Annotated in this window: 20 protein-coding genes; 10 read left to right on the top strand and 10 right to left on the bottom strand. The window is 58.2% G+C overall.

All coding sequences use genetic code 11. The annotated features are described in order from the left end of the window. Positions 1-42: 42 nt before the first annotated feature. Positions 43-1,275 carry an MFS transporter gene (locus SK47_RS06455; protein ID WP_045142266.1) on the bottom strand — a complete coding sequence of 411 codons (1,233 nt, stop codon included), beginning with the start codon at positions 1,273-1,275 and terminating at the stop codon, positions 43-45. Between the two features lie 167 nt (positions 1,276-1,442). Between SK47_RS06455 and SK47_RS06450 the strand changes: the two genes are divergently transcribed. The 3 genes from SK47_RS06450 (at position 1,443) to deoR (ending at position 3,613) form a co-directional block, all read left to right on the top strand. Then, a complete protein-coding gene (locus SK47_RS06450; protein WP_048243671.1) occupies positions 1,443-2,171 on the top strand; it encodes a phosphatase PAP2 family protein in 729 nt (242 codons plus the stop codon). A gap of 7 nt (positions 2,172-2,178) precedes the next feature. Then, positions 2,179-2,787: an undecaprenyl-diphosphate phosphatase gene (gene ybjG, locus SK47_RS06445; RefSeq protein WP_048243669.1), complete on the top strand. Its 609-nt coding sequence runs from the start codon at positions 2,179-2,181 to the stop codon at positions 2,785-2,787. A gap of 67 nt (positions 2,788-2,854) precedes the next feature. Further along, a complete protein-coding gene (deoR, locus tag SK47_RS06440) occupies positions 2,855-3,613 on the top strand; it encodes a DNA-binding transcriptional repressor DeoR (protein ID WP_022650678.1) in 759 nt (252 codons plus the stop codon). A gap of 86 nt (positions 3,614-3,699) precedes the next feature. Here the strand turns inward: deoR and dacC are convergent, their stop codons facing one another. Then, positions 3,700-4,905 carry a serine-type D-Ala-D-Ala carboxypeptidase gene (gene dacC, locus SK47_RS06435; RefSeq protein WP_048245041.1) on the bottom strand — a complete coding sequence of 402 codons (1,206 nt, stop codon included), beginning with the start codon at positions 4,903-4,905 and terminating at the stop codon, positions 3,700-3,702. A 243-nt stretch (positions 4,906-5,148) separates the two neighbouring features. Here dacC and SK47_RS06430 point away from each other — a divergent pair, with 243 nt between their 5' ends. After that, complete coding sequence (locus SK47_RS06430) at positions 5,149-5,775, top strand: glutathione S-transferase family protein (RefSeq protein WP_003858411.1); 627 nt, start codon at positions 5,149-5,151, stop codon at positions 5,773-5,775. Here the strand turns inward: SK47_RS06430 and SK47_RS06425 are convergent, their stop codons facing one another. Beyond that, on the bottom strand, positions 5,776-6,894 hold the full coding sequence (locus SK47_RS06425; RefSeq protein ID WP_048243667.1) for a PQQ-dependent sugar dehydrogenase: 1,119 nt from the start codon (positions 6,892-6,894) through the stop codon (positions 5,776-5,778). It abuts the gene before it with no gap. Between the two features lie 106 nt (positions 6,895-7,000). Continuing rightward, positions 7,001-7,384 carry a biofilm formation regulator BssR gene (gene bssR, locus SK47_RS06420; protein WP_003858412.1) on the bottom strand — a complete coding sequence of 128 codons (384 nt, stop codon included), beginning with the start codon at positions 7,382-7,384 and terminating at the stop codon, positions 7,001-7,003. Between the two features lie 216 nt (positions 7,385-7,600). Between bssR and rimO the strand changes: the two genes are divergently transcribed. Further along, positions 7,601-8,926, top strand: a complete 1,326-nt coding sequence (rimO, locus tag SK47_RS06415; RefSeq protein WP_022650675.1) for a 30S ribosomal protein S12 methylthiotransferase RimO — start codon at positions 7,601-7,603, stop codon at positions 8,924-8,926. 63 nt (positions 8,927-8,989) lie between these two features. Here the strand turns inward: rimO and gsiD are convergent, their stop codons facing one another. Genes gsiD through iaaA form a run of 5 tightly spaced genes read right to left on the bottom strand, consistent with a single transcriptional unit; the run spans position 8,990 to position 15,212 of the window. Continuing rightward, positions 8,990-9,901, bottom strand: a complete 912-nt coding sequence (gsiD, locus tag SK47_RS06410) for a glutathione ABC transporter permease GsiD (RefSeq protein ID WP_003858425.1) — start codon at positions 9,899-9,901, stop codon at positions 8,990-8,992. Position 9,902: 1 nt separating this feature from the next. Next, positions 9,903-10,823 (bottom strand): glutathione ABC transporter permease GsiC, encoded by a 921-nt coding sequence (gsiC, locus tag SK47_RS06405; protein WP_006809475.1) that lies wholly within the window; start codon positions 10,821-10,823, stop codon positions 9,903-9,905. A gap of 5 nt (positions 10,824-10,828) precedes the next feature. Further along, positions 10,829-12,367: a glutathione ABC transporter substrate-binding protein GsiB gene (gsiB, locus tag SK47_RS06400; RefSeq protein WP_048243666.1), complete on the bottom strand. Its 1,539-nt coding sequence runs from the start codon at positions 12,365-12,367 to the stop codon at positions 10,829-10,831. A gap of 23 nt (positions 12,368-12,390) precedes the next feature. Further along, positions 12,391-14,262, bottom strand: coding sequence for a glutathione ABC transporter ATP-binding protein GsiA (gene gsiA, locus SK47_RS06395; RefSeq protein ID WP_048209045.1), 1,872 nt, complete (start codon positions 14,260-14,262; stop codon positions 12,391-12,393). A gap of 11 nt (positions 14,263-14,273) precedes the next feature. After that, a complete protein-coding gene (gene iaaA, locus SK47_RS06390) occupies positions 14,274-15,212 on the bottom strand; it encodes a beta-aspartyl-peptidase (RefSeq protein ID WP_023315701.1) in 939 nt (312 codons plus the stop codon). 189 nt (positions 15,213-15,401) lie between these two features. On the opposite strand from iaaA, the gene moeA reads away from it, so the two are divergent. Then, the gene (gene moeA, locus SK47_RS06385) at positions 15,402-16,634 is read left to right on the top strand and encodes a molybdopterin molybdotransferase MoeA (RefSeq protein WP_048243664.1); all 1,233 of its coding nucleotides are present in this window, start codon (positions 15,402-15,404) and stop codon (positions 16,632-16,634) included. 1 nt (position 16,635) lies between these two features. Continuing rightward, positions 16,636-17,388: a molybdopterin-synthase adenylyltransferase MoeB gene (gene moeB / locus SK47_RS06380; RefSeq protein WP_048243662.1), complete on the top strand. Its 753-nt coding sequence runs from the start codon at positions 16,636-16,638 to the stop codon at positions 17,386-17,388. Positions 17,389-17,477: 89 nt separating this feature from the next. On the opposite strand, the gene fsa is transcribed toward moeB, so the two are convergent. After that, entirely contained in the window at positions 17,478-18,140 is a 663-nt protein-coding gene (gene fsa, locus SK47_RS06375) for a fructose-6-phosphate aldolase (protein WP_032624911.1), read from the bottom strand. A gap of 127 nt (positions 18,141-18,267) precedes the next feature. Between fsa and SK47_RS06370 the strand changes: the two genes are divergently transcribed. From SK47_RS06370 to SK47_RS06360, 3 genes are all read left to right on the top strand, one after another. Beyond that, positions 18,268-19,167: a glycyl-radical enzyme activating protein gene (locus SK47_RS06370; protein WP_022650667.1), complete on the top strand. Its 900-nt coding sequence runs from the start codon at positions 18,268-18,270 to the stop codon at positions 19,165-19,167. A 4-nt stretch (positions 19,168-19,171) separates the two neighbouring features. Beyond that, the gene (locus tag SK47_RS06365; RefSeq protein ID WP_048243660.1) at positions 19,172-21,604 is read left to right on the top strand and encodes a formate C-acetyltransferase/glycerol dehydratase family glycyl radical enzyme; all 2,433 of its coding nucleotides are present in this window, start codon (positions 19,172-19,174) and stop codon (positions 21,602-21,604) included. A 155-nt stretch (positions 21,605-21,759) separates the two neighbouring features. Next, positions 21,760-22,575 carry a Cof-type HAD-IIB family hydrolase gene (locus SK47_RS06360; RefSeq protein ID WP_048243658.1) on the top strand — a complete coding sequence of 272 codons (816 nt, stop codon included), beginning with the start codon at positions 21,760-21,762 and terminating at the stop codon, positions 22,573-22,575. Positions 22,576-22,679 lie beyond the last annotated feature (104 nt).

The following is a 22,679-nucleotide window of genomic DNA, read 5'->3' as shown; positions in this document are numbered from 1 at the left end:
GGAACTGTCCCGAGCTCGCCCAGGGGGGAGAGGGGATAAGGATTACGGTTGCAGGGCGTTTCCGACGCGTTTGTCTTTCAGGAATACCACCATCAGGGCAATCCACAGCACGCCGTTGGCGAGGTTGAACAGGCTGAACAGCCCGTTACCGCCGAAAGCATAAGCATGCTTGCTCACCTCAATTCCGACGGTGAAAATCAGCATTTGCAGCATCCCCATCGCGGCAGAGACCGTGCCTTTACTCATTTCACTGGCGAACAGCGTCAGGCGTACCAGACCGGCATTCGCCACGCCGATACCAAACGCGTAAATGCTCAGCCCCGCCGTCATCCACAGGTACGCATGAGACGAGGCTACGGTCGCCACCGCCGCGATAATCAGCCCTGCCGCTATGGGCCAACCGCCCATAATAATCAGCGAACGCACGGTACGGCGTGACGTCAGACGCGCCAGCACCAGGTTACCGATAATCAGCGCGCCAAAAATCGGCACCTGTAACAGGCCATACTCATAGCTGCTAAGCTGTTCGCCGCTGATGATAATGACCGGCGACTGGGCAATCCACGCCAGCAGCGGCAGGCTGACAAAGCCCGTCGCCAGTGCGCCCGCGACGAAACGGCCATTTTGCAGCACCGCCTTATAGTCACGCCCCAGCTCTTTAAGCGAGAGCTTTTCGCCCAGGCGGGTGGCGGTCTCCGGCATCGCACGGTGCAGACCAAAGAAAGAGATGGCCGCAAGCGCGGCAAAGAGCACGAACATCCCTTCCCACGGCGCGACGTGGACCCATGCGGCTCCCACCAGCGGCCCCAGAAGCGGTGCAATCAGCGCCACGTTCGCCATCAGCGCGGTAATTTTGATACATACCGCCTCCTCAAACGACTCCTGAATAGCGGCGTAGCCCACGGCACCAATAAAGCACAGGCTCACGCCCTGAAGAAAACGCAGCAACGTGAACTGCTCAATGTTCTGCGCCAGCAGCGTGGCGAGACAGGTGACGATAAACCATACCACGCCCGTCAGCATCACCGGGCGGCGGCCAATACGATCCGACAGCGGCCCTAAAAGCCACTGTAAAAACATGCCGCCCGCGAGATAGGCGGTCATCGATGTAGGTACCCACTCAATACCTGCGTTGTACTGCTCAACCACAGCCAGCATGCCTGGCTGGATCATGTCGTTGCCGATGTAGGTAGAGAATTCGTAAAGCACCAGACACAGAGGAAAAAGTAACGCCTGACGACCCAGACGATTACCGGAAGAAGAACGGTTTATCATGCAATATCTTTAATATGAAAAAATCGCGATGAGTGTAATGAATTGCCGCTGTCTGAGATAGCAAATTAACGTGAAAAAACAGAAATAACGCACTTATCGTTGTTGTTTAAGGTTTCCTTAAGTTGCCCTCCTTATGATAGTGCTATTTCACGTTATTGACCGAAACTATGACACACGCCGTCAGCCCTTCAGAATTATCTAAGTTACCGACAAATAAGACAAAACGCCTTTACCGTTTGCCTGCCCGCTTTTATGGTTATCAGCTTTTCGTGCTGATCGTCCTTGCGCTGCTTTTTACCTGGCTTTCGCGCGATGAATCGCTTGACCGATGGATCACCGGCTTCTGGTATGACGCGGCGACGCATCATTTCCCGCTACAGCAAAATCCGCTGCTGGATCTGCTCAACCATCGGCTGGCGAAATATGTGGCCATTGCCCTGGCCGTCATCGCGCTGGTTTACGGGACTTACAGACGCAATGCCCGGCTGGTGACAGCCGCGCTTCTGATGAGTCTGGGCGCGCTCGTTGTAGGAGCCCTGAAAAGCATGAGCCACCACAGCTGTCCGTGGGATCTGGTGGAGTATGGCGGCAAAGCCGTCTCGTATCCCCTGTTCAGCGCGATTCCGGCAGACAGCGGACCGGGACGCTGCTTTCCCGGCGGCCACGCCTCAAGCGGGTTTATGGTGATGGGGCTGTTTTTTGCCTTCTGGCGTGAACGTCCACGCCTGGCCTGGACCTTTGTCGCGTTGGGCGTTGTTATGGGGCTGCTGATGGGATTCGGGCAGGTCATGCGCGGCGCGCATTTTTTCTCTCACAACCTGTGGGCCGGGTGGTGGGTCTGGTTTTCCCAGGTGCTGGTTTACGGGCTGGTTTCCGCCTGGTTTGCTAAAGAGTAACGAGATTATGTTAGAAAATCTGAACTACGAACTGTTTTACCTGCTCAACGCCACGCCGTCGTCACCGGAATGGATGATCGATCTCGCCACCTTCATTGCGAAAGATGTGATCAGCATCGTACCGGCGCTGGCGGTGATCCTCTGGTTATGGGGACCTCGTACACAGGTCACCGCCCAGCGCCATCTGGTGATCAAAATGGCGATGGCGATCGGCGTCAGCGTGCTGGCAAGCTACGTGCTGGGCCACGCCTTCCCACACGATCGTCCGTTTGTCGATCGCGTCGGCTACAACTTCCTGCACCATGCGCCGGACGACTCGTTCCCGAGCGATCACGGCACGGTGATCTTCACCTTTGCGCTGGCCTTCCTGTTCTGGCATCGCCTGTGGTCCGGCGTAGTGCTGATGGGCGTGGCGGTCGCCATCGCCTGGTCCCGCGTCTACCTGGGCGTGCACTGGCCGCTGGATATGGTCGGCGGTTTCCTGGTGGGACTGATGGGCTGCATCAGCGCAGCCATCCTGTGGAGCCTCTTTGGTCCGGCGCTTTATCGTGGATTATCACAGGCCTATCGCGTTCTGTTTGCCCTTCCGATCCGCAAAGGCTGGATACGTGACTAACCCCGGTCCGTCAGGTTACACTTGAGCCCCCGCCCTGCGGGGGCTCACTTTTTTAGCCCGAGGATCTATGGAAACACGTCGCGATGACCGCATTGCTCAGCTGCTCCAGGCGCTGAAGCGCAGCGATAAGCTGCATCTTAAGGAAGCCGCTACCCTGCTTGGCGTGTCTGAAATGACCATTCGTCGCGATCTGAACAGCGACAGCGCCCCCGTTGTGCTGCTTGGCGGGTATATTGTTCTGGAGCCGCGTAGCGCCAGCCATTATCTGTTAAGCGATCAAAAAACACGCCTGGTGGAGGAGAAGCGCAAAGCCGCGCGGCTCGCCGCCTCGCTGGTGCAGCCGCATCAAACGCTTTTTTTTGACTGCGGTACGACAACCCCGTGGATCATCGAGGCCATCGACAGCACCGTTCCCTTTACCGCCGTCTGTTATTCGCTAAACACCTTCCTTGCCTTGCAGGAGAAACCGGCGTGCCGGGTGATTTTGTGTGGCGGCGAATTTCATGCCAGCAACGCCATTTTCAAACCGCTGAATATTCAGGACACGCTGAGCAATGTATGCCCGGATATCGCCTTTTACTCTGCGGCGGGCGTGAATGTGAAACAGGGGGCAACCTGTTTTAATCTTGAAGAGTTACCGGTGAAACAGTGGGCGCTCAACGCCGCACAGCAGCATGTGCTGGTGGTTGATCACAGTAAATTTGGCAAGGTCCGTCCGGCAAGGATGGGTGAACTGTCGCGATTTGACGCCATCGTCAGTGATTGCCGCCCGGATGACGAGCTGGTGGCATACGCGAAAGCGCAGCAGGTGAAGTTGATGTATTGAGGTTATGCCGGGTGGCGGCTTCGCCTTACCCGGCCTACAACGGCTCGAACGTAGGCCGGGTAAGCGCAGCGCCACCCGGCAAAAACTTAGCTGAACCAGCTGCCAAACCAGCCGTGGAATTTCATTAACACAAAGTCCCATATCCGGCTGAAGAAGCCGCCCTCTTCCACCGCTTCCATTACCACCAGCGGACGCTGCTCAATGGATTTGCCGTTAAGCTGGAAATCTATCGTCCCGACCACCTGGCCTTTTTTTAACGGCGCGGTCAGCTGTGGCTCGGTCAGGGTATAGCTCGCTTTCAGGTTTTTCAGCTGGCCGCGCGGAATGGTGACGGACCCCGCTTCACCTGCCCCCAGGTTTACTTCACTTTTATCACCAAACCAGACGCGCTGGCTGACGAAGGTGGCGTCCGGCTTAATCGGCGTGACGGTTTCAAAGAAGCGGAAACCCCAGGTCAGCAGTTTTTCTGACTCGTTAAAACGAATGCGGTCGGTTTTCGTGCCCAGCACCACCGAGATCAGGCGCATATCGCCCTGCGTCGCAGAAGCCACCAGGTTGTATCCGGCCCCGGCAGTTGTACCGGTTTTCATGCCGTCCACGTTAACGTTACTGCTCCAGAGCAGGCGGTTACGGTTAGGCTGGCGAATATTATTGAAGGTAAACTCTTTCTCTTTATGGATGGCGTACTCATCCGGAACGTCATGGATCAGCGCTTTGCCCAGCAGCGCCATATCGCGCGCGGTACTGAACTGACCCGGCGCATCCAGGCCGTGAACGGTTTTAAAGGTGGTATTGTTCAGACCCAGTTTTTTCGCGTAGCCATTCATCAGCCCAATAAATGAGTCCTGACTGCCCGCGACGTAATCGGCCAGCGCAATACAGGCATCATTTCCCGACTGAATAATGACCCCTTTATTCAGATCGGAAACGGAGACCTGATCACCGGGCTTCAGGAACATCACGGACGAGCCGCGCAGCGCCGGGTTACCGGTCGCCCAGGCATCTTTCCCGACGGTGACCATGTCATTCAGCTTGATCTTGCCCGCTTTCAACGCCTGGCCGACCACATAGCTGGTCATAATTTTCGTCAGGCTCGCCGGGTCGAGTTTTTCGTCGGCGTTACCTTCCGCCAGCACTTTCCCGCTGGCGTAATCCATCAGGATCCAGGCGCGCGCATCAACAGGCGGCGCTTCGGGCGCAGTCTGTTCCGCCGCATGAAGCGTTGGGGCAAAAAGGAAAAGCAGCGCCGAGCCTGCCGCCAGGCTGCGCAGAGAAGAAGTTTTTTGCGTCATAAATGCCACCCGAGTGTCCATTCTAAAAATCACGTCACAATCACCGTGTCGCAAGAAGCGATGAGTAATAGCGCACTACAGCCTTCAAAGAAACCTGTTCCAGGTAAAGTTTTTAAAGTTTATGCAATAACATTCAGATACGCTTTGATTGCGGCGTTTTTTTTAGCATCTGTTGCGTAATTGTTAGGTTTATCTCACCATGGCGAAAAGCTGACTCGGATTCACATCTCATCGGGAGTAAATATGATTACGCTGTGGGGCAGGAACAATTCGACTAACGTGAAGAAAGTGCTCTGGACGCTGGAGGAGCTGGATTTACCGTTCAACCAAATTATGGCTGGCATGGCGTTCGGGGTGAATAAAGACGCCGACTATCTGGCGATGAACCCAAACGGGCTGGTGCCGTTGCTGCGCGATGACGAGACAGACGCCACGCTGTGGGAGTCCAATACCATTGTGCGTTATCTCGCCGCGCAGTACGGCCAGGGTCGCCTGTGGGTTGAAAATCCGGCCCAGCGCGCGCAGGGCGAAAAATGGATGGACTGGGCAAACCAGACGCTTTCCCCCACGCACCGCGTGATCCTGATGGGGCTTATCCGTACGCCGGAAGCCGATCGTGATTATCCCGCCATTCATGCCGCCCAGGATGCGTGTGAGTCGCTGTTTGCGATGATGGACGACGAACTGGCGAAGCATACCTGGTTCTCCGGCGACACGTTCGGCGTGGGCGATATCGCCGTCGCCCCCTTCGTCTGGAACCTCACTAACATGGGTCTCAGCTGGACCCCGCGCCCTCACCTTGAGCGCTGGATCCAGCAGCTCAGCGAGCGCCCGGCGTATCGCAACGTGGTGATGATCCCGGTGACCTGATTACGACCCGGACGGGCTGACTTTCCAAAGCTGCCCGTCCGTCTCGTCGGTCAGCACGTACAGATAACCATCCGGCCCGACGCGCACATCGCGGATACGCTGATCTTTATCCCCAAGAATTCGCCCATCCTCCGTCACGCTATTGCCCTTCACGCTCAGCACGATGACGTCTTTCTCCTTCAGCGCGCCGATAAACAGCTTTTTTTTCCACTGCGGGAAGACGTCGCTGTTGTAGAACGCCATGCCGCTGACGGCGGGCGACACTTTCCAGACAAACAGCGGTTTTTCAGTGCCCTCAACGTGCTCGCCTTTCGCTTCCGGGATTTTCAGGCCGCTGTAATTGATCCCGTGCGTCGCCAGGGGCCAGCCGTAGTTTTTGCCCTTCTCAGGAATGTTAACCTCATCCCCACCGCGTGGTCCGTGTTCGTTGAGCCACAGCGTGTCACTCCACGGGTTCATCGCCATTCCCTGCGGGTTGCGAATGCCATAGGACCAGATTTCCGGGCGCGCACCGGCGGTGTTCACAAACGGATTATCCGGTGGCACTTTTCCGTCCTCCGTCAGGCGCACCACCTTGCCCTGAAGCTTGTCCAGATCCTGCGCCGTCGGGCGCTGGTTGTTTTCACCCAGGCCAATAAAAAGATGGCCTTTGCCGTCGAACACCAGCCGTCCGCCAAAGTGGTTGCCGGTAGAGAGCTTCGGCATCTGTCGGAACACCACCTGGAAGCCCTCAATGCGCGACAGGTCATCGCTCAACCGCCCGTAGCCCACCGCGGTACCCGCTTTGCCATCATTACCTGCCTCGGCGAAGCTGAGCCAGACCCGCCGTGATTGTGCAAAATCCGGGGCCAGCGCGACGTCCAGCAGTCCGCCCTGGCCGCTCGCCCACACTTTCGGCACGCCGACAATCGGATCGGAGAGCCCTTTCCCTGCCTGCCAGTGCTTAAGCTGCCCGTCTTTGAGCGTGATGAGCAGCCCCTTGTTATCTGGCAGAAACGCCAGCGACCAGGGGTGATCCAGTTTTGTCTGTAGCACGTCGACCTTAACCGTCTCAGGCGCTGCAAGCAGTGAAAGCGGGAATAACAAGACTGGAAGGAAAATCAGCGAGGATCGAGGCATAACGCACTCCTTTATCGACATATGGCTTAAAGATTAGCCACTGTTCCCGGGTGCGTTACCACTTTTACAAAAGCTTAATCAGAAGGGGGAGTTGCCTCCCCCGGGTTCAGTGCCGGGCAAGCGTTTCCGGCTTGTTCAGACACATGATGCAAAGCGCGAGCGTGGTCAGGCAGTTTTCAAGCTTCTCCGCGTTAACGGCAATAAAATTCGGGCAGTCGTGACGTCCGTTCATCAAACAGACCCCGGCGATGGAGAGCACCTCGGCGGCGCGGCGCAGCGCCACTAATTCGCTTTCAGCGTAGTGCGCTTTCAGGATGGGTGCTTTTTCACGCATGAAATTGCAAAGTTCAAAGAAGTTATCACGCAGATTTTCGCTTTCGCTGACTGACATATACCCTTTCGCCTTGCGGAGTTGCAGATATGCAGCCAGGTCGATTCGGGCGTTGATCAGCTTGTTAAGCAGATCGCGTTTCAGTCTGTCAACGGACATGCTATTCCTCCTCTGTCAGCCATGTTACCTCATTAAGAATAAGGTCATTTTTTGTACAATGTAATGCCTGGGATCAATAAACGATAACTGATTAACATTCTTTACAATGTTACAACGATTGCCGGCCTCAACTGCGCCATCAAGAGTGTATAAATCCCCTGCGATACGCTGTAAAATCCCGCCCTGATAACTCCATAATTGATGAATTTTTAACCTATGAGCAATGTTACGCACCCGCCGAAAATCGGCTTTGTCTCCCTGGGCTGCCCGAAGAACCTGGTGGACTCCGAACGCATCCTGACTGAACTTCGCACTGAAGGCTATGACGTGGTGCCAAGCTACGACAACGCCGACATGGTGATCGTCAACACCTGCGGCTTTATCGACAGCGCGGTTCAGGAATCCCTGGAAGCCATTGGTGAAGCCCTGACGGAAAACGGCAAAGTGATTGTGACCGGCTGCCTGGGCGCAAAAGAAGACCAGATCCGTGAAGTGCACCCGAAGGTGCTGGAGATCACCGGTCCACACAGCTACGAGCAGGTGCTGGAACATGTTCATCACTACGTCCCCAAACCAAAGCACAACCCGTTCCTGAGCCTGGTGCCGGAACAGGGCGTGAAGCTGACGCCGCGCCACTACGCCTACCTGAAAATTTCCGAAGGCTGCAACCATCGCTGCACCTTCTGCATCATCCCGTCGATGCGTGGCGATCTGGTGAGCCGTCCGATTGGCGAGGTGCTGGCAGAAGCCAAACGCCTGGCCGACGCGGGCGTGAAGGAGCTGCTGGTCATCTCCCAGGACACCTCCGCCTACGGCGTGGACGTTAAACACCGTTCCGGTTTCCACAACGGCGAGCCAGTGAAAACCAGCATGGTCGGCCTGTGCGAGCAGCTGGCTAAGCTCGGGATCTGGACGCGCCTGCACTACGTCTATCCTTACCCGCACGTTGACGATGTGATCCCGCTGATGGCGGAAGGCAAAATCCTGCCGTATCTGGATATCCCGCTACAGCATGCCAGCCCGCGCATTCTGAAGCTGATGAAACGTCCTGGCTCCGTTGACCGCCAGCTGGCGCGCATCAAGCAGTGGCGTGAGATCTGCCCGGATCTTACCCTGCGCTCCACCTTTATTGTCGGCTTCCCGGGTGAAACCGAAGAAGATTTCCAGATGCTGCTCGACTTCCTGAAAGAGGCGCGTCTGGATCGCGTCGGCTGCTTCAAGTACAGCCCGGTTGAAGGCGCAACGGCCAACGAGCTGGCGGACCAGGTACCGGAAGAGGTAAAAGAGGAGCGCTGGAACCGCTTTATGCAGCTGCAACAGCAGATCTCTGCTGAACGCTTGCAGGAGAAAGTGGGCCGCGAAATTCTGGTGATTATCGACGAAGTGGACGAAGAAGGCGCGATTGGCCGCAGCATGGCGGATGCGCCTGAAATCGACGGCGCGGTGTACCTGAACGGCGAAACCAACGTCAAGCCGGGCGATATTATTCGCGTGAAGGTCGAAAACGCCGACGAGTATGATTTGTGGGGCAGCCGGGTTTAATCTCCCCACGCCTCTGTTCCAGGCCGGGTAAGGCGTCGCCGCCACCCGGCACATTCCACAGCACTACCCTTTTATCCGCGGATCCAGCGCGTCGCGCAGCCCATCCCCCAGTAAATTAAACGCCAGCACGGTCAGGAAAATCGCCAGGCTCGGGAAGATCGCCACGTGTGGCGCAATCACCATATCCGCCCGCGCCTCGTTCAGCATCGCGCCCCACTCCGGCGTCGGCGGCTGTGCGCCTAACCCCAGAAACGACAGGCTGGCCGCCGAGATAATCGACACGCCTATGCGCATGGTGAAATAGACCACGATAGACGAGACCGTTCCCGGCAGAATATGGCTGAACAGGATGGTGGCATCGCTGGCTCCCATGCTGCGCGCCGACTCGATAAATGTCTGCTGCTTCAGCACCAGCGTGTTGCCACGTACCAGACGCGCGAAAGCGGGAATCGAGAATACCGCCACGGCGATGATGACGTTCGCCATGCCGCTGCCCATCACCGCCACCACGGCAATCGCCAGCAGAATACCAGGAAAGGCAAACAGCACATCGCAGATACGCATGATGATGCGGTCCCACCAGCCTTCGTAGTACCCGGCCACCAGCCCCAACACGGTGCCAATTGCTGCGCCCATCAGCACCGCAAAGACCCCGGCCGCCAGCGAGATCTGCGCCCCTACCAGCACGCGGCTGAAAATATCGCGCCCGAGCGAGTCCACGCCAAACCAGTGCATCATCGACGGTCCATCGTTCAGCCGGTCGTAATCGAAGTAGTTTTCCGCATCAAACGGGGCTAACCAGGGGGCGATAATCGCCACCAGGATCAGCAGTAACACAAACAACCCGGCGACCATAGCGACGGGCTGACGACGGAATCGACGCCAGAACTCAATCCACGGGGTGCGAATATGGTCCGGCCTGATCCCCGGCATAGCGTTTAAAATGGCCTGGCGACGCCAGTTCAGTAATCGCATCTTACTTATACCTGATGGCCGGGTTAATGGCGGCGTACAGCACATCCACCACTAAGTTGATAAGAATAAACTCCAGCGAGAAAAGCAGGACTTCAGCCTGAATGACCGGATAGTCACGCATATCGACCGAGTCGACCAGCAGGCGCCCCAGCCCCGGCCAGTTGAAGACCTTCTCAACCACAATAGAGCCGCCCAGCAGGAAGCCGAACTGTAGCCCCATCATCGTGACCACCGGTATCATCGCATTACGAAAACCATGCTTCAGAATGACCCATTTCTCACTCACCCCTTTTGCCCGCGCGGTGCGAATGTAATCTTCGCTCAGCACGTCGACAAACGAGGCGCGGGTAAACCGGGCCATCACCGCCGCAACGGCCGCGCCAAGCGTCATAGAGGGAAGAATGTAGTGCTTCCAGGTGTCGGCCCCGACGGTCGGCAACCAGCCCAGCTCAACGGAGAAAATCTGCATCAGTAGCATGCCCAGCGCAAACGCCGGGAAAGAGATGCCGGTGACCGCCAGCGCCATACCGAGCTTATCCGGCCAGCGGTTGCGCCAGACGGCGGCGACAATCCCCGCGCCCAGGCCAAACACAACCGCCCAGCTCATACTGGCAATCGTTAACCAGAAGGTAGGCATAAAGCGGCTGGCAATCTCCTCCGACACCGGACGACGCGACACCATTGAGATGCCGAAATCGCCCTGAAGGACATTGCCAATGTAACGCAGAAATTGCCTGTACAGCGGCTGGTCAAGACCGAGCTGTTTACGCACCAGTTCAATAACCGTCGCATCCGCTTCCGGTCCGGCAATCAAACGCGCCGGATCGCCGGGCAGCATATGGACAAACAAAAACACCAGCACGGCCACAATCAGCAGCGTCGGGATAAGCCCCAGCAGGCGTTTACACACATAATTCAGCATGAGTTTTATTTTAAATCCGCGTCATCAAAGCTAAAGCCCGTATCCGGCATGATGTAAAAACCGGTCAGCGCTTTGTTGTGGGCTGAGACCAGTTTTTCCACCACCAGCGGCACCCACGGCGACTCTTTCCAGATAATGTCCTGCGCCTCTTTGTACAGGCGCGCTTTCTCTTCCGGTTTGGTGGTTTTCAGGGCATCGGCCAGATCTTTATCCACCTGCGGATTACTGTAGAACGCGGTATTGAACAGCGTTGGCGGCCAGTTCTGGGAAGCGAACAGCGGCGACAGGGACCAGTCCGCTTCGCCGGTTGAAGCCGTCCAGCCGGTGTAGAACATCCGCACGCCGCTCTCTTTCTGCCCTTTGCCTTCTACTTCCGCCGCTCGCTGTCCGGCATCCATCGCCGTGACCCTGGCTTTAATGCCCACCTGCGCCAGCTGCTGCTGGGTAAATTGCAGCACCTTCTGCGCGGTACTGTGGTTATGAGACGACCACAGCGTGGTGCTAAAGCCGTTCGGATAGCCCGCCTCTTTCAGCAGCTCCCGCGCTTTCGCCGGATCGTACGGCCATGGCTGGTAGCTCTGCGCATACTCGATGGCTGGCGGCATCACGCCCGTCGCGGGAGTGGCGTAACCGGCAAAGGCCACCTTCACCAGCGCCTGACGGTTAATGGCGTAGTTGATGGCTTCGCGCACCTTCGGGTTATCGAACGGTTTCTGCGTGACGTTCATGCTGATGTAGCGCTGCATAATCGACGGGCTGGCCACCAGCTCCAGCTTGCTGTTTTTCGCCAGCAGCGCCGCCTGTTCGTAAGGGATCGGGAAGGCAAACTGCGCTTCGCCGGTTTGCAACATCGCGGCACGGGTATTGTTGTCCACGACCGGACGCCAGGTGATTGTATCCAGCTTCGGCAGCCCCTGCTGCCAGTATCCGGCGAATTTTTTCACCTTCACAAAATCGGTCTGGTTCCAGGTAAGCAGTTCGTACGGCCCGGTTCCCACCGGGTGGAAGCCAATCTCTTTGCCGTATTTTTTCAGGGCGGCGGGCGAAATCATCGCCGTCGCGGGATGCGCCAGAATATTGATAAACGCCGAGAACGGCTCTTTCAGGACGATCTTCACCGTCGCCGGGTCAACCGCCTCGGTGCTGGCGATATTTTTATACAGGTTGTAGCGCTTAAGGCCGTTCTCCGGATTGCTGGCACGGTCCAGGTTGATCTTAACCGCCTCGGCGTTGAAGTCGGTGCCGTCCTGGAACTTCACGCCGGTACGGAGCTTAACGGTATAGACCAGCCCATCGTCCGACACGGTATAGCCTTCCGCCAGCACGTTTTTCAGCTTCATCTCGCGGTCCAGGCCGAACAGCCCCTGGTAGAAAGATTTTGCCACCGCCTGAGAAAGGGTGTCGTTAGCATCATACGGATCCAGCGTCGTGAAGTTAGACCCCACAGCCACCACCACATCTTTCGCCGCGAACGCGGGGGCGGCGGCCAGCGCAGCCGTCACGCTCGCGGCAAGCAGCCATTGACCAGCAACAAAAGGAACCATTGTGTTCTCCTGCCTGTTGTAAGTTATAACCGCGAGAATGCATTGCCCTGACGCGGTGGTGCGACAAAATGACCGGGACCCACCTCACGCAGCGCCACGCGCTCAAGGGTTTCGCCCCGTTTACGAATATTGCTCGGCATTTCGTCCTGCAACAGCACGCGCTGGGCGTGACGATGCTCAGGATCGGCAACCGGTACGGCGGCCATCAGCTTGCGGGTGTACGGGTGCTGCGGGTTTTCAAACACCGCCCGACGGGGGCCGATTTCAACTATTTGCCCCATGTACATCACCGCCACGCGATGGCTGATCCGCTCCACCACCGCCATATCGTGGGAGATAAACAGAAACGCAATGCCTAAATCCCGCTGTAAATCGAGCAGGAGATTGATGATTTGCGCGCGGATGGAGACATCCAGCGCTGACACGGACTCATCCGCAATCACCACCTTCGGATTCAGGGCTAATGCCCGGGCTATGCAGATACGCTGTCGCTGACCGCCAGAAAATTCGTGCGGATAACGCCAGGCATGCTCCGGCTTCAGGCCCACGCGCTCCAGCAGCCACGCGACGCGGCGCTGCGCGGCTTCACCGTCGAGCAGGTTATGCACCCGCAGCGGCTCCATAATCGAGTACCCCACCGTATGGCGCGGATCGAGCGACGCATAAGGATCCTGGAATATAAACTGAATATCCCGGCGTACCGCCTGCAATTTACTGTTAGGGAGCGTGTCGATGCGCTCACCGTTGAAGGTGATGCTCCCCTCCTGCGACGCCACCAGCCTGAGCAGCGCCCGTCCGGTGGTGGATTTACCGCAGCCGGACTCCCCCACCAGCGCCAGCGTTTCGCCCGGCCAGAGATCAAAACTGACGTTTTCAACCGCATGCACTTCGCGCTTCACGCGATTGAGGATCCCGCTACGCAGCGGGAAACGGGTCACCAGGTCACGCACTTCGAGGATTGGCCTGCCGGGAACCACCGTATCCTGCTCGGTTTCGTCTTCCTGCTTACCCTGTTCGGTCTGTGAGATCAGCGGAAAACGGCGCGGAAAATCACTGCCATTCATGGCCCCCAGACGCGGGACCGCCGCCAGCAGCGCTTTGGTATAAGAATGCACCGGCGCATGAAAGACCTGCTCCACCGTGCCGGTTTCCACGGCATTGCCCTGATGCATAACCAGCACCCGATCGGCAATGTCCGCCACCACCCCCATATCGTGGGTGATGAAAATCACCCCCATCTCCATCTCCTGCTGCAACACCTTAATCAGTTGCAGGATCTGGGCCTGAATGGTGACATCCAGCGCCGTGGTGGGTTCGTCCGCAATGAGTACCGCCGGACGGCACGACAGCGCCATCGCAATCATCACCCGCTGGCGCATGCCGCCGGAAAGCTGATGCGGGTAGCGGGACAAAATCGCGTGCGCCTCAGGGATACGCACCAGCTCCAGCATCCGTTTTGCTTCGTTGAGCGCCTCATCACCGCTCAGTCCCTGATGCAGGCGGATAGATTCGGCAATCTGCTCGCCCACCGGGAAAACCGGGTTCAGGGAGGTCATCGGCTCCTGAAAAATCATCGCAATATCTGCCCCGCGCACACCCTGCATCCGGGACGCGCTCAGCTCGTTGAGATCGATAACCTGACGGTTGCGACGGCGCAACAGCATCCGCTCGCTGGTGACCTGCCCGCCCGTCTGCTCAAGCAGACGCATCAGCGCCAGCGCGGTAACGGATTTACCGGAACCTGATTCGCCAACAATCGCCAGCGTCTCGCCGCGCCTGAGCGAAAACGATAAATTCTGTACTGCGGGGATGAACTGCCGCTCTTCCTGAAACGCAATATTCAGTTGGTGGACAGCCAGCACTTCGCAGTTGTCCAGCTCTTCACGGTGCGGCACGCAATGCCCCCTTATTCACGATAAATGCCTGTGCTGGGCGCATCGCCGGCATACCCCCACGCCCGGTACATCCCTTCACTGTTGAACGGCAGAGCCACGTTGCCCTCCCGATCCACCGCAATTAAGCCGCCAATCCCGCCCAGCGCCGGCAGTTTCTCCATCACTACCCGCTCGCAGGCTTCACTCAGGCTTAATCCGCCGTAATCCATTAGTGCGGTAATGTCGTAGGCCGCCAGCGCGCGGATAAACACTTCGCCAGTGCCGGTGCATGACACCGCCGCGGTGGCGTTATTGGCGTAACACCCGGCCCCCGGCAGCGGGCTGTCGCCGACGCGACCGGGAAGTTTGTTGGTCATGCCGCCTGTCGACGTCGCGGCGGCGAGGTTTCCGGCTTTATCCAGCGCCACCGCGCCTACCGTGCCCATTTTGCTGCGTTCATCGAGCGGCGCGGCATGGTCCAGCTGCGTCATCCCCGCTGTACGGGCCTCCAGCAGTTGCCGGTAACGCTCCTCGGTGGAAAAAAGCTCGGGCGAGACCGTGTCCATCCCGTGCTCGACGGCAAATTTTTCCGCCCCCGCCCCGGCCAGCAGCACATGCGGGCTTTGTTCCATCACCAGACGCGCGGCCAGCACCGGATTACGCAGACGGCTGACGCCCGCTACCGCGCCCGCTTTCAGGGTGACGCCGTCCATCACGCAGGCATCCAGCTCGTGCGTTTCATCGCGCGTAAAGACCGAGCCAATACCGGCATTAAACAGCGGACACTCCTCCAGCAGGCGCACCGCTTCGGTCACCACGTCCAGCGCGCTGTCGCCCGCTTCCAGCATCCGCTGGCCTGTTTCCACAATGGCGTTCAGCGCATCGATATAACGCTTCTCCTGCTCGGGACTGAGCTGTGCACGGGTGATTGCCCCGGCACCGCCATGAATTGCGATAACCGCTTTACTCATTTCGCATCACCCATCAGCCTGGCTGGCTGCTTTTTCTATAAATATCATTATCGTCGACGAATCTTCAGATGATTTTTGAATATAGAAAGACGCAACTGTGATGTAAAGCGTACACCCATCGGGTCATACAGTTAGCCGCACTTTTCTGCCATAATGAGCGCTTTCGTTGTTACTCCGCAGGAGCCCACCATGGATTTTACCGCCGGACTGATGCCGCTTGAGACGGCACTCTCGCAGATGCTTGATCGTATTACTCCCCTGCACGACGTTGAGACGCTGCCGCTTGTGCGCTGTTTTGGCCGTATTGCCGCGCGCGATATCGTCTCGCCGCTGAACGTGCCGGGGTTCGATAACGCGGCGATGGACGGCTATGCCGTACGTCTGGCGGATCTGCAAACGGGTCAGCCGCTGCCGGTGGCAGGGAAAGCGTTTGCCGGGCAGCCGTTCAACGGTGAGTGGCCAGCGGGCACCTGCGTGCGCATTATGACCGGCGCGCCGGTGCCAACGGGCTGTGAAGCCGTGGTGATGCAGGAAGAGACCGAACAAACGGACGACGGCGTGCGTTTTACCGCCAGCGTCAAAGCGGGACAGAATATCCGCCATATCGGGGAAGACATTACCCTGGGCGCAACGGTCTTTGCCGCCGGGCAAAAACTGACGGTCGCCGAACTGCCGGTGCTGGCATCGCTTGGCATCGCGGAGATTGACGTGGTCCGCAAAGTGCGCGTAGCGGTGTTCTCCACGGGAGACGAGCTACAGCTTCCGGGTCAGCCGCTGAACGAAGGGCAGATTTACGACACCAACCGTCTGGCGGTGCACCTGATGCTTGAGCAGCTGGGCTGCGAGGTGATTAACCTCGGTATCATTCCTGACGATCCGCAAAAACTGCGCTCGGCGTTTATCGACGCTGACGCCTCTGCCGACGTGGTGATCAGCTCCGGCGGCGTTTCGGTTGGCGAAGCGGATTACACCAAAACCTTGCTTGAAGAGCTGGGTGAAATCGCCTTCTGGAAGCTGGCGATTAAGCCGGGCAAACCGTTCGCGTTTGGTAAACTTCCGCACAGCTGGTTCTGTGGCCTGCCGGGTAACCCGGTCTCTGCCGCGCTGACCTTCTACCAGCTGGTGATCCCGCTGCTGGCGAAGCTTTCAGGCAACAATGCCAGCCCGCTGCCGGAACGTGTGCGCGTGCGGGCGGCAACGCGCCTCAAAAAATCACCGGGCCGTCTCGATTTCCAGCGCGGCATTCTGGCGCGCAACGCCGACGGCGAGCTGGAGGTGAGCACCACCGGGCATCAGGGTTCGCACATCTTTAGCTCCTTCAGCCAGGGTAACTGCTTTATCGTGCTGGAGCGCGATCGCGGCCACGTTGAGGCGGGCGAATGGGTTGAAGTGGAACGCTTTAACCACCTGTTCGGAGGCTGACATGACGATGGAACTGAGCGACCCGGAGATGATGCGCTATAACCGCCAGATCGTGCTGCGCGGATTTGATTTCGAGGGTCAGGAGGCGCTCAAGGCGGCCAGCGTGCTGGTTGTTGGTCTTGGCGGGCTGGGCTGCGCGGCAGCGCAATACCTGGCTGCGGCGGGCGTCGGCAGCATGATGCTGCTGGATTTCGACACCGTGTCGGTGTCCAACCTGCAACGCCAGACGCTGCACAGCGACGCGACGGTCGGTCAGCCTAAAGTGGAATCAGCACGCACGGCGCTGGCGCGCATTAACCCCAACGTTCAGTTCACCCTGATTGACGCGATGCTGGATGACGACGCGCTGTTTGCGCAGATTGCACGGCATGACCTGGTGCTGGACTGCACCGATAACGTCGCCATTCGCAACCAGCTCAATGCGGGCTGCTTTGCCCATAAAACGCCGCTGATTTCCGGCGCGGCCATCCGCATGGAGGGGCAAATCACCGTCTTCACCTACGCTGAAGGAGAGCCCTGCTACCGCTGCCTGAGCCGTCTGTTTGGCGAGAATGCCCTCACCTGCGTCGAGGCGGGCGTAATGGCGCCGCTGGTTGGCGTTATCGGTTCCTTGCAGGCCATGGAGGCGATCAAAGTGCTGGCGCACTATGGCACGCCCGCCGCGGGTAAAATCGTGATGTATGACGCGATGACCTGCCAGTTTCGCGAGATGAAGCTAATGCGTAATCCCGGGTGTGAGGTGTGCGAAGGTTAAAGCAAACGGCAACCTTCAGGTTGCCGTTTTAGTGTTTGCTCCCTCTCCCTGTGGGAGAGGGTTGGGGTGAGGGCATCAGGCCACACCCATCAAATAGACGTCCGCCCAAACGCCCCCTGCCAGTCCTGCTCAAACTTCACAATTGCCGCATCCACCGCCGGAGAGGTAATAAACTGCTGCGCCACGTCCAGCGGCAGCGTGATGGACTCGCACCCTGCCAGCAGGCAGTCCAGCGCCTGACGCGGGGTTTTAAAGCTCGCGGCCAGCACCTTTGACTGCGGCGCGTGCAGCGTCAGCAGCTGTTGCAGCTCAATTACGGTCTGAATCCCGTCCCCGCCCTGCGCGTCCACGCGGTTAACGTAAGGGGCCACATACTCCGCCCCCGCCAGCGCGGACAACATCCCCTGCGCGGCACCGTAGACCGCCGTGCCTAGGGTCGGGATCCCTTCCGCCTTCAGCATCTTGATCGCCGCCAGCCCTTCTGCGGTCACCGGCACTTTCACCACCAGATCGTTAATGATGGCGCGCAGCTTACGCGCGTCTTCCACCATCCCCTCGGCGGTCTTCGCCATCACCTGAGCGAACAGCCGGCCCTTGCCGCCCAGCGCGTCGTGCAGCGCGGGCAGCAGCTCTTCCAGGGGGGTTTTACCCGCCGCCACAATGCTTGGGTTAGTGGTCACGCCCGCCAGCGGGAAGATACGCGCCAGCTTTTTGACTGCCGCAACGTCAGATGTGTCGAGATAAAGTTCCATGATGTCACCCTCAAATTTAGCCTGCACTTACCCTATCACAGCAAAACCTGCTCAGGAATTGACCCACATCAAGACAGCTTTCATTCGAAAGTAATTTAATCTTCATATGTAATCCGAGGGCAAAAAAATGATCTTCAATATACAGCGTTACTCCACCCACGACGGCCCAGGTATTCGAACCGTGGTATTCCTGAAAGGCTGCTCGCTGGGCTGTCGCTGGTGTCAGAACCCGGAAAGCCGCTCCCGCAGCCGGGACGTGCTGTTTGATGCGCGTCTGTGCCTGGACGGCTGTGAACTGTGTCAGCAGGCCGCGCCGGGGTGTGTTGAACGCGCGCTGAACGGGCTGGTCATTCATCGTGAGAAGCTTAACGACGAGACGCTCACTGCCCTCACCGACTGCTGTCCGACCCAGGCGCTTACCGTCTGCGGTGAAGAGAAGCAGGTGGAGGAGATTATGGCCACCGTGCTGCGAGACAAGCCCTTCTACGACCGCAGCGGCGGCGGGATCACCCTTTCCGGCGGCGAGCCGTTTATGAATCCTGACCTGGCGCACGCCCTGTTTAAAGCCAGCCATGAACAAGGCATTCATACCGCCGTTGAAACCTGCCTTCACGTGCCCTGGCACTATATCGAGCCGTCATTACCGTACGTCGATCTGTTCCTCGCCGACCTGAAGCATGTCGACGGAGATGTTTTCAAGCAGTGGACGGACGGTTCGGCTAAGCGCATCCTGGACAACCTGAAACGCCTGGCCGCCGCCGGGAAAACGATCACCATCCGCGTGCCGCTGATCCAGGGCTTTAACGCCGATGAAGCGTCCGTTACCGCCATTACCAATTTCGCCGCCGATGAACTCGGCGTCGATGATATTCATTTTCTGCCGTATCACACGCTGGGCATGAACAAATACACCCTGCTCGGCCAACCCTACTCTGCCCCTGACAAACCGCTGGATAACCCTGCCCTGCTGGACTTCGCACAGCAGTATGCCTGCCAGAAAGGGTTAACCGCGACCTTACGAGGATAAACTTATGACCACCCTGAATCTCAACACCCTCAGCGAGCGCATTAAGGCGCACAAAACGGCCCTGGTGCATATCGTAAAGCCGCTGGTCTGTACCGAGCGCGCCCAGCATTACACCGAAATGTACCAGCAGCACATGGACAAGCCGATCCCGGTGCGCCGCGCGCTGGCCCTCGCCCACCACCTGGCCAAGCGCACCATCTGGATCAAGCACGATGAGCTGATCATCGGTAACCAGGCCAGCGAAGTGCGTGCCGCGCCGATCTTCCCGGAATATACCGTCTCCTGGATTGAGAAAGAGATTGACGATCTGGCGGACCGTCCGGGCGCGGGCTTTGCGGTGAGCGAAGAGAACAAGCGCGTGCTGCATGCGATCTGCCCGTGGTGGCGCGGCCAGACGGTGCAGGATCGCTGCTACGGCATGTTCACCGACGAGCAGAAAGGCCTGCTGGAAACCGGCATCATCAAAGCCGAAGGCAACATGACCTCCGGCGACGCGCACCTGGCGGTGAACTTCCCGCTGGTGCTGGAGAAAGGTCTCGACGGCCTGCGCGCCAAAGTGGCCGAGCGCCGCTCACGCATCAACCTGACGGTGCTGGAAGACCTGCACGGCGATCAGTTCCTGAAGGCGATCGATATCGTGCTGGAAGCGGTGAGCCTGCACATCAAACGCTTTGCCGAACTGGCGCGTGAAATGGCCTCCACCGAAACCCGCGTAAGCCGCCGCGACGAGCTGCTGGCGATGGCAGAAAACTGCGACGTGATTGCTCACGAGCCGCCAAAAACCTTCTGGCAGGCGCTACAGCTGTGCTACTTCATTCAGCTAATCCTGCAAATTGAGTCCAACGGTCACTCCGTTTCCTTCGCCCGTATGGACCAGTACCTTTACCCGTACTATCGCCGCGACGTGGAGCTGGACCAGAGCCTGGATCGCGAGCACGCCATCGAGCTGCTGCACAGCTGCTGGCTGAAGCTGCTGGAGGTGAACAAAATCCGCTCCGGCTCGCACTCTAAAGCTTCCGCCGGTAGCCCGCTGTACCAGAACGTCACCATCGGCGGCCAGAAGCTGGTTAACGGTGAGCCTATGGACGCGGTGAACCCGCTCTCCTACGCGATTCTGGAATCCTGCGGTCGCCTGCGATCCACCCAGCCTAACCTGAGCGTGCGCTACCACGCGGGCATGAGCAACGACTTCCTCGACGCCTGCGTGCAGGTGATCCGCTGCGGCTTCGGGATGCCGGCGTTCAACAACGATGAAATCGTCATTCCTGAATTCATCAAGCTCGGCGTTGAACGCGACGACGCCTACGACTACGCGGCCATTGGCTGTATCGAAACCGCGGTGGGCGGCAAATGGGGCTACCGCTGCACCGGTATGAGCTTTATCAACTTCGCCCGCGTGATGCTGGCCGCGCTGGAAGGCGGCCGCGACGCCACCAGCGGCAAGGTGTTCCTGCCGCAGGAGAAAGCCCTCTCTGCCGGTAACTTCGATAACTTCGAGGAGGTGATGGCGGCGTGGGACACCCAGATCCGCTACTACACCCGCAAATCCATCGAAATTGAATACGTGGTGGACACTATGCTGGAACAGAACGTCCACGATATTCTCTGCTCGGCGCTGGTGGACGACTGCATCGAGCGCGCGAAAAGCATCAAGCAGGGCGGCGCGAAGTATGACTGGGTTTCCGGCCTACAGGTCGGTATCGCCAATCTCGGCAACAGCCTGGCGGCGGTGAAGAAGCTGGTGTTTGACCAGGGCGTCATCGGCCAGCAGCAGCTGGCGGCGGCGCTGGCAGATGATTTCGACGGGCTGACCCACGAGCAGCTGCGCCAGCGCCTGATCAACGGCGCGCCGAAGTACGGCAACGACGACGACAGCGTGGACCTGCTGCTGACCCGCGCCTACGAAACCTACATTGAAGAGCTGAAGCAGTATCACAACCCACGCTACGGCCGCGGCCCGATTGGGGGTAACTACTACGCGGGCACGTCGTCTATCTCAGCAAACGTGCCGTTTGGCGCAGCGACCATGGCGACGCCGGACGGGCGTAAGGCGCATACCCCTCTGGCGGAAGGGGCCAGCCCGGCTTCCGGTACCGACCACCTCGGGCCGACGGCGGTGATTGGCTCCGTGGGTAAACTGCCGACGGAAGCGATTCTTGGCGGCGTGCTGCTTAACCAGAAGCTGAACCCGTCGACGCTGGAAAACGACAGCGATCGCCAGAAGCTGATGGTGCTGCTGCGCACCTTCTTCGAGGTGCATAAGGGCTGGCATATTCAGTACAACATCGTCTCGCGCGAAACGCTGCTGGAAGCGAAGAAACACCCGGACCAGTACCGCGACCTGGTAGTGCGCGTCGCGGGCTACTCGGCGTTCTTCACCGCCCTGTCACCGGATGCGCAGGACGATATTATCGCCCGTACTGAGCATACGCTGTAATAGTGTATCCCCTCTCCCTTGAGGGAGAGGGAGAAAACACTAAAAACGGCAACCTCGGTTGCCGTTTTGCTTTTACTTTCGAATGAAATTAAATTTGTGCTCCCCGTCACCTTGTTATTAGAATGTTTCAAAACGCAGTGACCCAGGAGCACAGTATGACCGTAAAAGTTATCGTCACCGATATGGACGGAACTTTCCTTGATGATGCCAAGCAGTACGATCGTGACCGCTTCCAGGCACAGTTTAAACAGCTTAAAGCCCGCAACATTGAATTTGTTGTCGCCAGCGGCAACCAGTATTACCAGCTCATCTCGTTTTTCCCGGAACTGAAGGATCAAATCTCCTTCGTGGCGGAAAACGGCGCGCTGGTCTTCGATCACGGCGAACAGATTTTCCACGGCGAACTGACCCGCCATGAGTCGCAGATCGTGATTGGCGAACTGCTGAAAGACAAAGGGCTGAACTTCGTGGCCTGCGGGCTGGAGAGCGCCTACGTCAGCGATAAAGCGCCGGACGCGTTCGTGGCGCTAATGTCAAAGCACTACCACCGCTTAAAGCGCATCAGCGATTACCGCGACATTGACGACGTGCTGTTTAAGTTCTCCCTGAACCTGCCGGACAGCGATATTCCTAATCTGGTGGATAAACTCCACGTCTCCCTGGACGGCATCATGAAGCCGGTCACCAGCGGCTTTGGCTTTGTCGATTTAATTATCCCCGGCCTGCACAAAGCCAACGGCATCAGCCGCCTGCTGAAGCGCTGGAAAATCTCTCCGCAAGAGTGCGTGGCCATTGGCGACAGCGGCAACGATGCCGAGATGCTGAAGCTGGTGAAATATTCCTTTGCGATGGGCAACGCGGCGGAAAGCATCAAAGAAATCAGCCGCTACAGCACCGACGACAACAACCATCAGGGCGCGCTGAACGTCATTCAGGCCGTGCTCGACAACCATTCCCCGTTCGACGCCTGATCCTCTTCTCGCCGGAGCCCTGCTCCGGCACCCTCACTCATTTTCCCGTCCTGTGGCACACGTCAAGTTTTTAAACTTGCATTAACTTATTTTTAACTTAAAGT

Origin of the sequence: Enterobacter sp. BWH52 (assembly GCF_001037565.1) — a bacterium.
Classification (GTDB): Bacteria; Pseudomonadota; Gammaproteobacteria; order Enterobacterales; family Enterobacteriaceae; genus Enterobacter; species Enterobacter hormaechei_C.
This window is presented reverse-complemented; position numbering and strand designations above follow the sequence as displayed.

Excerpts from the sequence above, each read along its gene's own strand:
- SK47_RS06455 (WP_045142266.1), bottom strand. The coding sequence starts at position 1,275 with ATGATAAACCGTTCTTCTTCCGGTAATCGTCTGGGTCGTCAGGCGTTA.
- SK47_RS06450 (WP_048243671.1), top strand. The coding sequence starts at position 1,443 with ATGACACACGCCGTCAGCCCTTCAGAATTATCTAAGTTACCGACAAAT.
- ybjG (WP_048243669.1), top strand. The coding sequence starts at position 2,179 with ATGTTAGAAAATCTGAACTACGAACTGTTTTACCTGCTCAACGCCACG.
- deoR (WP_022650678.1), top strand. The coding sequence starts at position 2,855 with ATGGAAACACGTCGCGATGACCGCATTGCTCAGCTGCTCCAGGCGCTG.
- dacC (WP_048245041.1), bottom strand. The coding sequence starts at position 4,905 with ATGACGCAAAAAACTTCTTCTCTGCGCAGCCTGGCGGCAGGCTCGGCG.
- SK47_RS06430 (WP_003858411.1), top strand. The coding sequence starts at position 5,149 with ATGATTACGCTGTGGGGCAGGAACAATTCGACTAACGTGAAGAAAGTG.
- SK47_RS06425 (WP_048243667.1), bottom strand. The coding sequence starts at position 6,894 with ATGCCTCGATCCTCGCTGATTTTCCTTCCAGTCTTGTTATTCCCGCTT.
- bssR (WP_003858412.1), bottom strand. The coding sequence starts at position 7,384 with ATGTCCGTTGACAGACTGAAACGCGATCTGCTTAACAAGCTGATCAAC.
- rimO (WP_022650675.1), top strand. The coding sequence starts at position 7,601 with ATGAGCAATGTTACGCACCCGCCGAAAATCGGCTTTGTCTCCCTGGGC.
- gsiD (WP_003858425.1), bottom strand. The coding sequence starts at position 9,901 with ATGCGATTACTGAACTGGCGTCGCCAGGCCATTTTAAACGCTATGCCG.
- gsiC (WP_006809475.1), bottom strand. The coding sequence starts at position 10,823 with ATGCTGAATTATGTGTGTAAACGCCTGCTGGGGCTTATCCCGACGCTG.
- gsiB (WP_048243666.1), bottom strand. The coding sequence starts at position 12,367 with ATGGTTCCTTTTGTTGCTGGTCAATGGCTGCTTGCCGCGAGCGTGACG.
- iaaA (WP_023315701.1), bottom strand. The coding sequence starts at position 15,212 with ATGAGTAAAGCGGTTATCGCAATTCATGGCGGTGCCGGGGCAATCACC.
- moeA (WP_048243664.1), top strand. The coding sequence starts at position 15,402 with ATGGATTTTACCGCCGGACTGATGCCGCTTGAGACGGCACTCTCGCAG.
- moeB (WP_048243662.1), top strand. The coding sequence starts at position 16,636 with ATGACGATGGAACTGAGCGACCCGGAGATGATGCGCTATAACCGCCAG.
- fsa (WP_032624911.1), bottom strand. The coding sequence starts at position 18,140 with ATGGAACTTTATCTCGACACATCTGACGTTGCGGCAGTCAAAAAGCTG.
- SK47_RS06370 (WP_022650667.1), top strand. The coding sequence starts at position 18,268 with ATGATCTTCAATATACAGCGTTACTCCACCCACGACGGCCCAGGTATT.
- SK47_RS06365 (WP_048243660.1), top strand. The coding sequence starts at position 19,172 with ATGACCACCCTGAATCTCAACACCCTCAGCGAGCGCATTAAGGCGCAC.
- SK47_RS06360 (WP_048243658.1), top strand. The coding sequence starts at position 21,760 with ATGACCGTAAAAGTTATCGTCACCGATATGGACGGAACTTTCCTTGAT.